Origin of the sequence: Antribacter gilvus, assembly GCF_003946865.1 — a bacterium.
GTDB lineage: Bacteria > Actinomycetota > Actinomycetes > Actinomycetales > Cellulomonadaceae > Antribacter > Antribacter gilvus.
This window is the reverse complement of record NZ_QXTH01000008.1, coordinates 219,667-233,605: the sequence shown is the minus strand read 5'-3', so window position 1 is coordinate 233,605 and position 13,939 is coordinate 219,667. Positions and strand designations below refer to the sequence as shown.

Here is a 13,939-nt window from a genome sequence, read left to right as displayed (position 1 = left end):
ACGTCGGCCCGGTGCGCCGGCAGCGTGCCGGTCCCGGCGCCCTCCACGACGAAGCCCGCGTCCGCGATCATCTCGAGGTCGGCCTGGCCTGCCTGGCCCTCGCTCGTCAGGTAGTCGCCGAGGAACAGCGAGTTCGCCAGGTGCAGCGCGAGCGGCTGGAGCGACCGCAGGTGCACCTCCCGCCCGGCCGCGAGCCGCACCTCCACGTCGGGGCAGACGAAGCGGACCATGGCGAGGATGCGCAGCGCGCGCTGCGGCGTGAGCTCCCAGGTGCCGGCGAGCGGCGTGCCGTCGAAGGGCAGGAGCAGGTTGACCGGCACGGAGTCCGGGTCGAGCCCGCGCAGCGCGAGCACCACGTCGACGAGGTCCTCGTCGGACTCGCCCATCCCCGCGATGAGGCCGGAGCATGCCGACAGCCCGGCCCCCTGGGCCCGCTGCACGGTGTCGACCCGGTCGGCGAACTCGTGGGTGGTGCAGATGTCGGCGTAGGTGGCCTCGGACGTGTTGAGGTTGTGGTTGTAGGCGTGGACCCCGGCGTCGCGGAGGCGTTCGGCCTGGCCGTCGGCCAGGAAGCCCAGGCAGGCGCACACCTCCACCTGCGGGTGGCGGTCCTTGATCGCGTCGACGGTGCGGCACACGCGGTCCACGTCGCGGTCGGTGGGGCCCCGCCCGCTGGCGACGAGGCACACGCGGCGCGCCCCGCCGGTGACGCCCGCGTCGGCCGCGGCGGTGGCCTGCTCGGGCGAGAGCCACGTGTACTTCAGCACCCCGGCCTCGGAGCCGAGGCGCTGCGAGCAGTAGAAGCAGTCCTCCGGGCAGAGGCCCGACTTGAGGTTGACCAGGTAGTTGAGCTTGACCCGGCGCCCGAACCAGCGGCGGCGGACCCGCCCGGCGGCGGCCACCACGTCCAGCAGGTCGTCGTCGGACGTGGCCAGGACCGCCAGCGCCTCGTCGCGCGTGACCCCGCCGGGTTCGGCCTGCAGTCCCTTGTCCACGAGCGTGGACAGCAGGTCGGTGAGGTCAACAGTCTCCATGGTCCGATCCTTGCGGGGGACAGGTTCATCCGGTATGGGGCAAACCCGACAAGAGTTATCGCTCCGTGATGTGCGCCTGGACATGTCACACGAGACCGGCGCGCGGCTACGGTCGGGCCGGAGAGAGAGGGGCGCCCATGGAGAGCGCACGTCCGTCGGGTGTCTTCGACTGGCTGGAGGACGAGGTGACGCGGCGCCGTCGTGCGGGTCTGCTGCGGGTGCTGCGGCCCCGGGTGGCTGAGGAGGACCTGCTCGACCTGTCCGGGAACGACTACCTCGGCCTGGCCCGCCACCCCGAGGTGGTCGACGCCGCGGCGGCGGCGGCCCGGACCTGGGGTGCGGGGGCCACGGGCTCCCGGCTCGTCTCGGGGTCCACCGAGCTGCACGCTCGCCTCGAGACGGACCTCGCGGCGTTCTGCGGCGCCGAGGCCGCCCTCGTCTTCTCCTCCGGCTACGCCGCCAATCTCGGCGTGCTCACGGCCCTCGCCCCGCGTGGCACGCTGATCGTGTCCGACGCCGGCAACCACGCCTCCCTGATCGACGGCTGCCGGCTCGCGGAGGGCACCACCGACGTCGTCGCGCACGCGAGCCCCGCCGCCGTCGAGGCCGCCCTGCGGGGACGCTCCGGCCGGGCCGTGGTGGTCACGGACGGCGTCTTCTCCGTGGACGGCGACGTCGCCCCGCTGGCGGACCTGGCCGCGGCCTGCCGTGCGCACGGCGCGGCGCTCGTGGTCGACGACGCGCACGGGCTGGGCGTGGTGGGAGAAGGCGGGCGCGGCACCGTCTGGGCGGCAGGCCTGGCAGGAGCGCCCGACGTCGTCGCGACTGTCACCCTCTCGAAGTCGCTCGGCTCGCAGGGTGGTGCGGTGCTCGGCCCGGCGCGCGTGATCGAGCACCTGGTCAACGCCGCGCGGACGTTCATGTTCGACACCGGGCTCGCTCCCGCCGCGACCGGGGCGGCCCTGGCGGCGCTCGACGTCCTGCGCCGGGAGCCGGAGCGGGCCGACCAGGTCCGTGCAGTGGCCTCGGGGCTCTCCCTGCGGCTCGCCGAGGCGGGCCTCGGCGCCACCCGGCCGGGCGCCGCCGTCGTCTCCGTGCCTGCGCCGTCCGCGGACGAGGCGGTCGCCTGGGCCGCACGGTGCCGCGAGGCGGGGCTGGCGGTGGGGTGCTTCCGGCCGCCGTCGGTCCGTCGACCGCGACTGCGCCTGACGGCCCGGGCAGGGCTCACGGCGGCGGAGGTCGCCTGGGCGGCCGGGGTGGTCATCGGCACTGCCCCGACGGCGTGACGCTCGTCATGTTCACCCCAATCTTCGAGGAAAATGTCAGTTCTGCCCGGATGTGTGGCGGAAGCACCCCGCGCATGCGGGAGGATGCGCGACATGAAGTTCGAGTACTTTGCGCGCTCTGACGACGAGAGCGCCGCCCTGACCATCGACGGCTCCCTGATCGAGGGGAGCGTGGAGTCGCACGTGGTGGATCCCGCGTCGGTCCTCGGCCAGCTGGAACGGCTGCTGGGCGCGCGCGCCGAGGACGGCGGCCTGCGGAGCGCGCAGCTGGTCTCCGAGAGCGCGGACGGCGCCCGGCTCGTGATCCGCCTCTCCGGCCCGCTGGTCTCCCTCTTCGCGATGGTGCAGCCCGGGACGCTCGGGGACATCGTCAAGTACTGGGGCCTGTCGCGCAGGTTCCGCCGGGCGGCCCCGGAGGACCTCCACGCCTTCGCGCTCGGGCTGCACGGGCTGTGCCAGAGCGGCAACGGCCGCGTCTACTGCCGGGCCACCGCCGACGAGAGCGAGCTGGCTCTCGCCTCCGCGCCCGCCTCGCCGGCCGAGGCCGGCGGCGACGGGCCGAAGCCCCTGCCGCGGCGGTGACCGCGGGGCGTCGTGACCGACACACGATGCACACCGGACCGTTCCAGCATCGCCTCCCGCAACCGCGTCCGAAAAGTCCCTTTGATCACTCTCTCTTGACGACATCGGTCGAGAGGGGACGACATGGGGACGACGAGGGACGAGCTGCCGGTCGCCATCGGCTACGTCGGTTCCGCGGACGAGGCCGAGACCGCCCGCCAGCGTGAACGCCTCGAGCGCTACGCCGCGGGCGAGGGCCTCGCGCTCGCAGCCACCCTCGCCGACCTGCGCGACGTGGCCACGCTGAGCGAGATCGCCGACCTCGTCCGGGAGCACGACGCGGTGCGGGTCCTCATGCACGCAGGCGCGCCGCTCGCGGTCTACCAGAACGCAGTAGCCCGGGTGGTCGGGGCCACCGGAGCGGCCTGCACGGTGGTGGCCGACGAGGCTCCTGACGAAAGTCGGTTACCGCACCGTCCGGCGTCGGGCACGCTCGGCGCATGACCTTCATCGCACGCCACCGGCTCGCCCCGCTCGTCGGCGCGGCGGCCGCCGCGGCCGTGGCCGCCGCCGCGCTCCTGCTGCCCGCCGCGCTCGGCACGGACCCCGTCACCGTCACCCGCGGCACGGTGGCCACAGCGCCCGACGACGGTCCCGCGGCCGTCACGCCGGACCGCGTCGACGCCGTGCTCGCGGACGCTCTGCGACGCGCGGGGCTCCCGGGCGCGGCTGTCGTGATCACGCACCACGACCGGATCCTCTACAGCGCGGGCTACGGCCACGACTCCACGGGCGCCGCGATGACGGCCCGCACGCCCCAGCTCGTCGCGTCGATGAGCAAGGCGTTCACGGCCACCGCGGTGATGCGGCTCGTGGAGGCAGGCGAGGTCGACCTCGATGCGCCGGTGGTGACCTACCTGCCCGCGTTCCGGCCGGCCGACCCCCGCGGCGACCGCATCACCGTGCGGCAGCTGCTGAACCAGACGTCCGGGCTGGCCGACGGCGGCTTCCGCGAGATGTCCCTGCCGCAGCCGCGCACCACCGCCGAGGAGCTCGACCGCCTGCGCGGGGCGCGTCTCACCGCGGACCCCGGGACGCGCTGGCAGTACCACAACCCGAACTACCACCTCCTGGCGGCGCTCGTGGAGGCGGTGGACGGCCGGTCGTTCGAGGACTACCTCGCCGAGGAGGTGCTCACGCCGCTCGGCATGGATGAGAGCCGTGCGGTCCGCAGGACGGGTCTCGGCCTGGGCGTGGCCGACGGGTACGTCACGATGTACGGCCACCCCGTCCGGCACGCGTACCCGGAGCACTACGTCGCGGGCGGCGGCGGTCTCGTCTCCACCGCCGACGACCTCGGCGCCTGGCTCGTGTCGCAGACCAACGGTGGGCGCTCCCCGGACGGCGTCGCGGTCCTGACCCCGGAGAGCCTCGCCGTGATGCACAGCTCGTCCGCCGTAGGCGAGGACTACGGGTTCGGCTGGTTCGTCAACACGCAGGAGGGGAACACCGGAGCGGTGGAGCACGGCGGCACCCACTTCACCACCAGCGGCACGCAGGCCTTCTTCCCCGCCACCGGGTACGGCTACGCGGTGGTGTTCAACAGCGCCTCCTCCCTGGGGGCCGAGCAGGTGGCGGTCATGGCGGGCGTGGCGACGCTGCTGAACGGCGAGGAGCCCGAGCCGCCCGCCCGGGTCTCGCTGTCCGTGGACACGGCGCTCGCGGTGGCCACGTTCCTGGTGGTGGGGTGTGCGGTGCGGGGTGCCCTGGGAGCGCGCGGCTGGGCGGAGCGCCGCGGCCGCACCCGGCGGGTCCTGGGCCTGACGTGGCCCGTGCTCGTCGTGGTCCTCGCCGCGACGTTGCCCGGGTGGGCCGGGGCGTTGTTCGGCGGGCGTGACGTCCCGTGGTCCAACGCCTGGCTGGGGTGGCCGGCGATGGTGGTGCTCGTGGTCACGACCGGCGCGGCGGCCGCCGTCGTCCTCGCGTGCCGGGTGGTGGCGCTGCGCTCGGGACGGCTGATCCGCTGAGGCCTTGTGGCAGGATGGCTAATAGCGTTAGGTTGTTGGCTATGACGAATAGCGAACTGCGACCTGCCGTCCCCGGCCGCCGCTCGGCCGCCGCCCTCCTTGTGGTCGCCGGGCTGGGCTTCGTGCTCTTCCCCGCCCTTCGTCCGTGGCCCGACGAGTCCGGTCCGACGGCGGGGCTCGCCGCGGCCTTCGCCTCCGACCGCTGGGTGGTGGCACACCTCTGCGGGATCTTCGCGATCGCGCTCCTCGCCCCCGCGCTCCGCAGCCTCGCGGGTCTGTACGCGGGAACCGCCGGCGAGCGTCCCGCGAGGTGGGCCGCCGCCGCGGCAGGGACGGGCGCTCTCTGGTCGGCCCTCTACTTCGGTGCGGAGGCGTTCGGCCTCCAGTCCGTCGCCGAGGCCGCCGTCGCGTCGGGCGACGTCACGGGCCAGGCTTATCTCGACACCATCACGGACCTGCGCAACCAGCCGCTCGCGATCACGCTGTTCGGCGTCGGGCTCCTGCTCGTGGCAGCGGCAGGGGTGCTTGCGGCGGTGGCGGTCTGGCGGTCCGGTGCCGCGGCCCGCTGGGCGGGCGTGCCGTTCGCGACCGGTCTGGTGCTGCTCCTGCCGCAGTTCTGGGGCGGCCCTCCGGTGCGGGTGGCGCACGGCGTGCTGCTGGGTCTCGGGTGCGTGCTCCTCGTCGCGGCGCTCGACATGCACAGGCAGTCCCTCCGGGCGAAGGCGTCCCGTACCGGGTGAGCTTCCCGGGACCGACCTGTCCTGGTGGGACTCCCTGCTGACCCGGACGTTGGTGCAGGTGGTGTTCCTCACCGCCACGATCTCGCTGACCGCGCTGACGTTCCCGCGCTTCGACGTGCACGGACGCCCGTCCGGGGCGAAGGTGTCGACAGGCGATCGAGGAGGACGGGATGGGTCTGGAGATCACGCGGGAGGAGACCTTCCAGAGCCGCGAGTGGCGCGCTGAGCGGATCGGCTGGACGCTGCTGGCCCTCTTCGTCGCAGCGGGTCTGGCGGGGCTCCTGGGCGCGGGCCCGCTGAGCGACACGACGCGGGAGAGCCCGGGCGGGCTCGTGGACGTGAGCTACGCCCGGGTCACCCACTTCGAGGCCGACGACTCACTCTCCGTCCGGCTCGCGCCCGACGCGGTGGAGCAGGACACCGTCACGATGACGGTGGCCGGATCCTGGTTGTCCGGCGTCGACCTCCAGGGAGTCTCCCCGCAGCCCGGCGAGGAACGACTCACGGACGACGGCGTGGTCTACGAGTTCGACGTCGAGGACCCGGGCGACCTGACCGTGACGATCACCTTCCGCGCCCAGGACGTCGGCCCGCTCACCGCGGACGTGTCCGTCGGTTCGGACACGGTGTCCCTGACCCAGCTCGTCCTGCCCTAGCCCGTCCTGCCCTAGCCCGTCCTGCCTTGGGAGGCCACCGATGGATGCCGTGCTGCGCGCCGTGGCGATCTACCTCGTCCTGCTGCTCCTGTTCCGGCTGGTGGGCAAGCGGGCCCTGTCCCAGGTGACCACCTTCGACTTCGTGATCCTCCTGATCGTCGGGGAGGCCACGCAGCAGGCGCTGCTCGGTGAGGACTTCTCCATCACCCATGCCGCGCTGGTGGTCGGCACGCTCCTGCTCCTCGAGCGCGGTGCCGACTACCTCACCTGGCGTTTCCCGCGTCTCCAGCGGGTCGCGGAGAGCGTCCCCCTGGTGATCGTCGAGGACGGCCGCGTGCTGCACGAGGTCCTCCGCAAGGAGCACCTCTCGGAGGAGGACATCATCGGGGCGGCCCGGGAGGCCCACGGCCTGGAACGTCTCGACCAGATCAAGTGGGCCGTGCTGGAGACCTCCGGCGGCATCAGCGTGGTGCCGAAGTCTCAGGCGCCGGAGGCCTGAGCCGACGGCGCGGGCGCTGCGCCTGCGTCCGCCTCCGCGGGCGCCGGGACCGCCCGGAACGAGTACCAGAGCAGCCAGCCGATCATCCAGAGCTCACCGATGGTCGCGACGTAGGACAGCAGGTCGCCGACCAGGGCGGCCCCTGGGGCGAGGTGGGTGACGAACGCACTGGCGACGTAGCCGACGCCTCCGGCGATCACGAGCACACCGAGGGCACGCGGCATCCCCGAGCGCAGGGCGAGGAACCCCATCGGGACGAGCCACAGGCCGAAGAAGAGCGCGCCGACACCCCAGAAGCTGCCGCCGAGCACGTAGAGCACCTGGACGGCGCCCGCGGCGTCGGCAGCGCCGGCCGGGGTCAGCGCAGTGTCGAGGGCGGCGGCCAGGCAGGCGGCGCTGCCCAGGATCGCGACGGCGTTGACCATCCCGAAGGCCGCCAGGGAGCCCGCGGCGAACGCGTCGGTGCGGCGGAAGAGCCGGTAGAACCAGAGGGCCACGAGCGCCTGGACGGCCACCAGCGCGAGCTCGAGGGCGATGCCGACCCGGGCCAGCCCTTCGTTCGCGACGAGGTGGTCGAGGGTGGCCGCGGAGCTCGAGGGGTCGAACAGGAGCGGGCGGATCACGAGGAACCCGGGGACGGCCACGATGGCCATCGCCAGGTAGAGCAGGCCGGTGGTGCGGGCGGTGCGGGGGACGAGCGCGGACGGTTCCATGACGCTTCCTCTCGGGACAAACCTTACGACGTAAGGCTGACCATACGACGTAAGGTGACGGTGTGGGAAGAGGAGGGGCTGGATGAAGACGGACGAGTCGACGTCGACGGGCGGTCGGCCGGCGCGCACACCGCTGAGCAGGGAGCGCGTCCTGACCGCGGCGGCGGCGATGGCCGACGCCGAAGGGCTGGCCGCGGTGACCATGCGACGCCTCGCGGCGGAGCTGGGCGTCGAAGCCATGTCGCTCTATCACCACCTGCCCGGAAAGGGTGGCCTGCTCGACGGCCTGGTCGAGAGGGTTGCCGGCGAGATCGCCGACGCCGCCGCGACGGCGGTCGGCGCGCTGGGCGCGGACGACTCCGACTGGCGCCACGTGGTGCGGGCCCGGATCCTCGCGGCGCGGTCCGTCATGCTCCGGCACCCGTGGGCTCCTGGGCTGATCGCCTCCCGGCCGAGCATCCCCGCTCCCGTGTTCCTCCTCTACGAGGAGGTGCTCGGCGCGATGATCCGCGGTGGCTGCTCGTACCACCTGGCGCACCGGGCGATGCACTCGCTCGGCAGCATGGTCCTGGGCTTCGCCCAGGAGCTCTTCAGCCCTGCCGCGGCGGGCGGCGACCTGGAGCCCGACCGGGCCGAGGCCGAGCTCGCCGCGATGGCCGAGGTGCTGCCCTACACGACGGCGATGGTGGCGAACGAGATGCACGCCGCGGACGACCCGACGCTGGGCTGGTGCGACGGACAGTCGGAGTTCGAGTTCACGCTCGACCTGCTCCTGGACGGCCTCGCCCGCGCTGCCTGAGACCCGCGCTTTGGATTGTTGACGTTAACAGCCGCAGATGTTGACGTTAACATCCGTCGTGCCACAGGATGGTCTCGACTATCCGGGCGGGCCTCGCACTGACGCGGCGCCCGCAGATTCCCAACGGCGGGAGCTGGCAGATGCGCAAGTTGTCCCCTCGAAGGCCGCTCGCAGCAGCGGCCCTCAGCGGTCTCGTGGTAGGTCTTGTGGGTGTGATACCCCCGGGCGGTGCTGCATCGGCTGCTGAGCCGAGCGGTCCGGTCCCGGTGACCGTGACCCCCAACCCCTCCTACCGCGCGAGCGAGCCGTTCCAGGGTTGGGGCACCAGCCTGGTCTGGTTCGCCCACGCGACCGGTGGCTATCCCGCGGAGGTCCGCGAGGAGCTGTACCAGAAGGTCTTCGGCGAAGACGGCCTCAACCTCAACATCGCCCGCTACAACGTGGGCGGTGGCAACGCGACCGACGTCGACAACGCCTATATGCGCAAGGGCGGCGACGTCGAGGGCTGGTGGCAGCCCGACCTCGATGGCGACGGAGACACCGACGAGGCCGTCCGCGCGAACGTGGACGCCTACCGCCAGGCCTGGGACGCCGACGACGACGCGTCGTACGACTTCACCGCCGACGCGACGCAGCGCTGGTGGGTGGACCGCCTCGTCCAGGACGACCGGATCACCCACTGGGAGGCGTTCAGCAACACCCCACCGTGGTTCATGACCCCGAACGCCTACGCGACCGGCGGTTTCGACGCCAACACCGACCAGCTCCGGCAGGACAGCATCGACCAGTTCGCGGGTTACCTGGTGCGCGTCGTCGAGGAGATCGAGGCCGCGCACGGCATCACGGTCGACACCGTCGACCCGATGAACGAGCCGAACACGAACTACTGGGGCACGCGCCTCAACCCGGACGGCTCGCTCGCGTGCTGTCGCCAGGAGGGGGCGCACCTGTCGCCCGCCCTGCAGGCCCAGGTCATCGAGGCGCTCGACGCCCGACTGGCGGCGTCGAGCACCGAGGCGCTGATCTCCGCGCCCGACGAGACCAACCCCGGCACCTTCGTGGCCGACTGGAACGGCTGGAGCCCGGCTGCCCGCGAGGCGGTGGACCAGCTCAACGTCCACACCTACGGCACGGGGAACCGGGTGCAGGTCCGCGACATCGCCAAGACGTCCGGCAAGCCGCTCTGGATGAGCGAGGTCGAGGGCGACTTCAGCGGCGTCGACGGCCTGGACCTCACCAACATCGACAACGGCCTCGGCATGGCCGGCCGCATCGTGGACGACCTGCGCGAGCTCGAGCCCACGGCCTGGGTGTTCTGGCAGCCCGTCGAGGACCTGTGGAACATGGAGGTCACCGAGACCGCCAACTGGGGCAGCGTCTACATCGACTTCGACTGCGACGCGGACGGCAACTCCCAGCGCCGCCTCGCCGCCGGCTACGACGACCCGTCGTGCCAGGTACGGACCAACGCGAAGTACAACACGGTGCGCAACTTCACCCACTACATCCACCCGGGCGACTTCTCGGTGGCCGTCGACGACCCCGCCACCACGGCCTTCGTGCGCAGCGACGGCACGGGCGCCACGCTCGTGCACGTCAACAGTGCCACGACCGAGCAGGACGTCACGCTGGACCTCTCCCGCTTCGGCAGCACGGCGGGCGCCACCGTCACCCCCGTGGTGACCACCCGTCCCACGGCCGAGGACCTCGAGGCGAACGCTCTCGTCGAGGGCGACCCGGTCGCCGTCGGCCCGGACGGGACGGCCACGCTGCGCGTGCCGGCGAAGTCCGTGGTGACCTTCCTGGTGGACGGCGTCTCCGGGGTGGCCGACGACGCCGCGCCCGCCGACGACACGCCCTACCTGCTGCGCGGCGCGGGCAGCGGCCGGGTGCTGACGAGTCACGACGGCTCGCCGGCGACGACCATCGAGAACCTGACCTCGACGCCGGGAACAGGCACGCCCGGGACCAACCCGGCCGACCGGCAGGCCTGGACGCTGCACACGCTGTCGGGCGGCGGTACGCACGAGCGCACCGTCGCCGTCACGGACGGCACAGGGGAGTTCCTCGCGTCGACGCCTGGCCACGGCACGGCGCTCGTCGCGTCGGACCTCACCACCGCTGCGACCACCCCGGCCCAGCAATGGATCCTCAACAGCACCGACGGCGTGCGGTACTCGCTGCTCAGCGTCGCCACGACCGAACAGCTCGACATCAACGGCGAGGGCACACGGGCCGGGACCGGAGTCGGGACCTGGCTGGGCAGCACCGGGGCGCACCAGGCCTGGACGTTCCAGGCCACGGCCCTCGAGGGCGTCGACGACGTCCAGGCCGAGGCTCCGCTCGGCACGGCGCCGACCCTGCCGGCCACCGTGACGCCGCAGTACGCCTGGGGTGCGGGTACGCCGGTGCCCGTCGCCTGGGACCTCCCGGCGACGTGGGACGGCGCAGGCACAGTGACCGTCGCGGGCTCGGGCGTGGACGTGTTCGGCACGCCGTTCGACGCGGTGGCCCGCGTGGACGTGGGCGACTTCGCGATCACCGACCCCGCCACCGTCCACGGCTACGTCGGTGCCGACCCGGCGACGGTGGTCGCCGCGGCTCCGGCGACCGTCCCGGCGCACGTCGGGACGAGCCCGCGCACGTTCGACGTGCCGGTCGAGTGGGACTGGTCGGCTGCGGGCGACCTCACCGGCGCCACCGGGGTGGTGACCGTGCCGGGCACGGCCACCACACGCAGCGGCGAGCTGCCCGCCACGCTGTCGGTGGTGGTCACCGAGCCGACCACGGCGAACGTGGCGCTCGCGTCGACCACCGTGGCGTCGGCGACGTACACGGAGCCGGGCTATCCGGTGGACCGCACGCGGAACGGCCTCACCACCGACAAGGGCTGGTCGAACTGGCGGTCCGGGGCGCTACGGCCCCAGGACACCCTGACCTACGACCTGGGTGCACCGCAGGATCTCGACTCCGCGCGGATCTACTTCTTCGCGGACGGCTCGCACCCGTCATGGGCTCGCGCCTACACGGCCGAGTACCGGGCGGCGGACGGGACGTGGGTGCCGCTGTCGGACGCGCCGGTCGAGGTCCCGCCGTCGAGCGGGGGCACGCCCGTCGTCGTCGACCTGTCCGGGATCCGCACGGACGCCGTGCGCTTCGTCCTCCTGCCGACGTTGCGCGCGGACGGCTCGCCGGTGCACCTCGTCGTCGCCGAGGTGGAGATCGAGGCGCTCGCCGCGAGCCCGTCGGGCGTGGCGGGACTGGCCGACCTGCGGGTCGGCGGCGTGCCGCTGGACCACCAGGACGCCGACCGTGAGCAGTACTCGGTGCGCCTCCCGGCCGGTGCGGCGGTGCCGGACGTGGCCGCCTACCCGGTCGACACGGCTGCCGAGGTGACGGTCGAGCAGGCGGCGCCGCTCGGCGACCGCGGCACGAGCGTGGCCCGCGTGACCGTCACCTCGCCCGACGGGGAGGTGACGCTGGTCCGGACGGTACGGTTCGTCCGGACGCCGACCTCCTGAGGCCACGCACGGTGACGACCAGGTAGTTGTTCCCCGTTCCGGGCTGGGACGGGGAACAGCTACCTGGTCGTCGGTCGGTGGGGCACCATAGGCGGCATGACGGAGCCGCGCCGGTGGCGACCCGAGGCGATGCTCCTGCTGGTCGTGGCGGCGGTCTACCTCAACCAGGTCGCCTTCACGCTGTACGTCTTGGCGGTGCACGACGGCGACCCGGGCTTCGTCTCCCGCTACCTCCCGGACGGGTGGTTCGACCTGTGGACCCCCGCGTTCCTGGCGGACCTCGCGGGCCGTCTCCCGGCCGCTGAGTTCCTCGCGCCCTCGGTGCTCACCGTGCAGGCGTTCTGGGAGCTGCCGTTCGTGCTGCTCGCCTACCTCACGGTGCTGCGGTGGCTTGACCCGGCGTCGTACCGGTTCGTGGCCGCGGGCTGGATGCTCTGGGCTGCCGCGGTGGCGCACACGGCGGTGTTCTGCGCGGTCGAGCTGCTGCTGCCGAACCCGTGGACCGCGGCCGACGTCGTCGTCCGGGTGGTCTCCTGCGTGGTGACGCCCTGGGTGCTCGGGCGGGTCGCGCGGCGGGACCTGGGCGGTCCGGGCGGTCCGGGCGATCCCGGCAGCCCGCATGCCGCTGGCGCTCGTGGGCTGCTGCTCTTCGGGGCGAGCGCGGGAGCGCTGGGCTACCTGGTGCTCGTCGTCTACGACACTGCGCTGTTGTACAACCTCGGGCGGCTGCCCGGTCGGGCGGCCGAGGTTCTCGTGGTCGCGGCGGTGCTCGTCGCGGTGCGGGTGGGGGCGTCGGCCCTCGAGAGGCGGGGCCGTAGCGCGGCGCCTGATCGGCTGGCGGGTGTCCGGCCGGAGGGTCCCGTGCTCGGCACCGTGGCCGCGAGCCTGCGGCACGGGCTCGTCCTGTTCTTCGTGCCGGCGCTCGCCGTGCGGTACGCGATGTCGTTCTTCGGCAGCCCCGTGCTGGGTCTCGGCGTGGTGCTCGTGGTCCTGAGCGTCGCCCTCTGGCTCGGCTTCCGTGAGGCCGCGCGACACCTGGTGGTGCGGGAGCGTGTGCTGACGGCTGTGGCGGTGCTGGCCGCGGGCGTGGCGGCGGTGGGGCTGGGGACGCTCGCGGGCTCGGCGGGGTCCTCGCCGCATGTCGAGGTGACCCTGGGGCTAGCGGCAGCAGTGTCGCTGGTCTCCGTGGTCCTGCTCGCGGCGGCCGCGGACGCGTTGGTGCGAACGTTATTCCCAGTTACCGGCACTCACCTGGAATAACGAGTCGATGTTCCAGGATCCGCGAGCAGGAGTCCGCCCTCAGGCGAGCTCTCGCAGCAGGTCGGCTGCCTGTCCCAGGTAGGAGTCCTCGGCGGCGGAGAGGTTCGGGTCGAGCCGGCGCTGAGCGACGGCGTCGTCGACGAACGGCGCCGCCGGGGTGGAGACGGTGGCCGCGAGGGTGCTGATGACCTCGAGGACGTCGGCCCGGATCGCGGGGGCCAGCGTGGCGCCGGCGGCGAGCATCCCCGGCGTCACGACGACCTGGGCAAGGATCAGCAGAGTCATCGCCACGTCCAGCCCGGCGGGCCCCGGCCGGGCGTTGGCCCAGTCGATCACCACCGGTCCGCCGGGACCGAGGAGGACGTTCTCGGGGTGCAGGTCCAGATGGATCAGCGGCCCGTCCGGCCACGGGATCGCGTGGAGGTCGTCGTGCAGGCGTGCGAGCAGCCGTGCGGCGTCGGCGGCGGTGGCGCTCCCGGAGAGGAGCGCCTCGGAGAGGGTCGGTCCCGTCACGCGCTCCATGACGATGTCCGGGCCGTCGACCGAGCCGACGCGGGGGACCGGGTAGCCCGCCGCGTGCAGCGCACGGATCCGCGTGCCCTCCTCGACGGCCGACCGTCCGCCCCGGTTGCGGCGGAGCACGCGTTCGTCGTCCACCAGGTACACGTCGGCCTCGCGGCCTGCGGCGATGAGCTTCACGAGGCCGAACGGTACCGCTGGTCAGTCGTCTGCAGCCTGACTCAGCCGAGCGACCTCGGAGATCGCAGCAGGTGCCTCGGTCGATGGGAGGACCCAGTGACGTGTTCCGCGTTCGGCGGTCACGGTGTACCTGGTCACCCGCAC

12 protein-coding genes and 1 pseudogene are annotated in these 13,939 nt (G+C 73.1%); 10 read left to right on the top strand and 3 right to left on the bottom strand.

Annotation, left to right across the window (positions count from 1 at the left end; all coding sequences use genetic code 11):
- Positions 1-32 precede the first annotated feature (32 nt).
- Positions 33-1,034: pseudogene (gene bioB, locus D1350_RS15265) on the bottom strand (biotin synthase BioB); the annotation flags it as partial.
- A gap of 137 nt (positions 1,035-1,171) precedes the next feature.
- On the opposite strand from bioB, the gene D1350_RS15260 reads away from it, so the two are divergent.
- From D1350_RS15260 to D1350_RS15230, 7 genes are all read left to right on the top strand, one after another.
- A complete protein-coding gene (locus D1350_RS15260; protein WP_125776875.1) occupies positions 1,172-2,320 on the top strand; it encodes an 8-amino-7-oxononanoate synthase in 1,149 nt (382 codons plus the stop codon).
- Positions 2,321-2,413: 93 nt separating this feature from the next.
- On the top strand, positions 2,414-2,902 hold the full coding sequence (locus tag D1350_RS15255; protein ID WP_125776874.1) for a hypothetical protein: 489 nt from the start codon (positions 2,414-2,416) through the stop codon (positions 2,900-2,902).
- Positions 2,903-3,025: 123 nt separating this feature from the next.
- Positions 3,026-3,385 carry a hypothetical protein gene (locus tag D1350_RS15250; RefSeq protein WP_125776873.1) on the top strand — a complete coding sequence of 120 codons (360 nt, stop codon included), beginning with the start codon at positions 3,026-3,028 and terminating at the stop codon, positions 3,383-3,385.
- Entirely contained in the window at positions 3,382-4,908 is a 1,527-nt protein-coding gene (locus tag D1350_RS15245) for a serine hydrolase domain-containing protein (protein ID WP_125776872.1), read from the top strand. The genes D1350_RS15250 and D1350_RS15245 overlap by 4 nt, the downstream gene beginning before the upstream one ends.
- Before the next feature lie 41 nt (positions 4,909-4,949).
- The gene (locus D1350_RS15240) at positions 4,950-5,648 is read left to right on the top strand and encodes a hypothetical protein (RefSeq protein WP_125776871.1); all 699 of its coding nucleotides are present in this window, start codon (positions 4,950-4,952) and stop codon (positions 5,646-5,648) included.
- A 170-nt stretch (positions 5,649-5,818) separates the two neighbouring features.
- Positions 5,819-6,304, top strand: a complete 486-nt coding sequence (locus tag D1350_RS15235; protein ID WP_125776870.1) for a hypothetical protein — start codon at positions 5,819-5,821, stop codon at positions 6,302-6,304.
- Positions 6,305-6,344: 40 nt separating this feature from the next.
- Positions 6,345-6,803 carry a DUF421 domain-containing protein gene (locus tag D1350_RS15230; RefSeq protein ID WP_125776869.1) on the top strand — a complete coding sequence of 153 codons (459 nt, stop codon included), beginning with the start codon at positions 6,345-6,347 and terminating at the stop codon, positions 6,801-6,803.
- Here the strand turns inward: D1350_RS15230 and D1350_RS15225 are convergent.
- Entirely contained in the window at positions 6,785-7,516 is a 732-nt protein-coding gene (locus D1350_RS15225) for a DUF4386 domain-containing protein (protein ID WP_125776868.1), read from the bottom strand. The two genes, D1350_RS15230 and D1350_RS15225, sit on opposite strands and share 19 nt — an antisense overlap.
- 82 nt (positions 7,517-7,598) lie before the next feature.
- Between D1350_RS15225 and D1350_RS15220 the strand changes: the two genes are divergently transcribed.
- The 3 genes from D1350_RS15220 to D1350_RS15210 all read left to right on the top strand — a co-directional run bounded on the left by D1350_RS15220 (position 7,599) and on the right by D1350_RS15210 (position 13,096).
- On the top strand, positions 7,599-8,315 hold the full coding sequence (locus D1350_RS15220; RefSeq protein ID WP_125776867.1) for a TetR/AcrR family transcriptional regulator: 717 nt from the start codon (positions 7,599-7,601) through the stop codon (positions 8,313-8,315).
- A gap of 272 nt (positions 8,316-8,587) precedes the next feature.
- Positions 8,588-11,836, top strand: coding sequence for a glycoside hydrolase (locus D1350_RS15215; protein ID WP_164545179.1), 3,249 nt, complete (start codon positions 8,588-8,590; stop codon positions 11,834-11,836).
- A gap of 96 nt (positions 11,837-11,932) precedes the next feature.
- Positions 11,933-13,096, top strand: a complete 1,164-nt coding sequence (locus tag D1350_RS15210; RefSeq protein WP_125776865.1) for a hypothetical protein — start codon at positions 11,933-11,935, stop codon at positions 13,094-13,096.
- A 39-nt stretch (positions 13,097-13,135) separates the two neighbouring features.
- Here D1350_RS15210 and D1350_RS15205 read toward each other — a convergent pair whose 3' ends face one another.
- The gene (locus tag D1350_RS15205) at positions 13,136-13,795 is read right to left on the bottom strand and encodes a phosphotransferase (RefSeq protein ID WP_125776864.1); all 660 of its coding nucleotides are present in this window, start codon (positions 13,793-13,795) and stop codon (positions 13,136-13,138) included.
- Positions 13,796-13,939 lie beyond the last annotated feature (144 nt).

Coding starts and splice junctions, on each gene's coding strand:
- D1350_RS15245 (WP_125776872.1), top strand. CDS start 3,382: ATGACCTTCATCGCACGCCACCGGCTCGCCCCGCTCGTCGGCGCGGCG.
- D1350_RS15255 (WP_125776874.1), top strand. CDS start 2,414: ATGAAGTTCGAGTACTTTGCGCGCTCTGACGACGAGAGCGCCGCCCTG.
- D1350_RS15250 (WP_125776873.1), top strand. CDS start 3,026: ATGGGGACGACGAGGGACGAGCTGCCGGTCGCCATCGGCTACGTCGGT.
- D1350_RS15230 (WP_125776869.1), top strand. CDS start 6,345: ATGGATGCCGTGCTGCGCGCCGTGGCGATCTACCTCGTCCTGCTGCTC.
- D1350_RS15240 (WP_125776871.1), top strand. CDS start 4,950: ATGACGAATAGCGAACTGCGACCTGCCGTCCCCGGCCGCCGCTCGGCC.
- D1350_RS15210 (WP_125776865.1), top strand. CDS start 11,933: ATGACGGAGCCGCGCCGGTGGCGACCCGAGGCGATGCTCCTGCTGGTC.
- D1350_RS15220 (WP_125776867.1), top strand. CDS start 7,599: ATGAAGACGGACGAGTCGACGTCGACGGGCGGTCGGCCGGCGCGCACA.
- D1350_RS15235 (WP_125776870.1), top strand. CDS start 5,819: ATGGGTCTGGAGATCACGCGGGAGGAGACCTTCCAGAGCCGCGAGTGG.
- D1350_RS15225 (WP_125776868.1), bottom strand. CDS start 7,516: ATGGAACCGTCCGCGCTCGTCCCCCGCACCGCCCGCACCACCGGCCTG.
- D1350_RS15260 (WP_125776875.1), top strand. CDS start 1,172: ATGGAGAGCGCACGTCCGTCGGGTGTCTTCGACTGGCTGGAGGACGAG.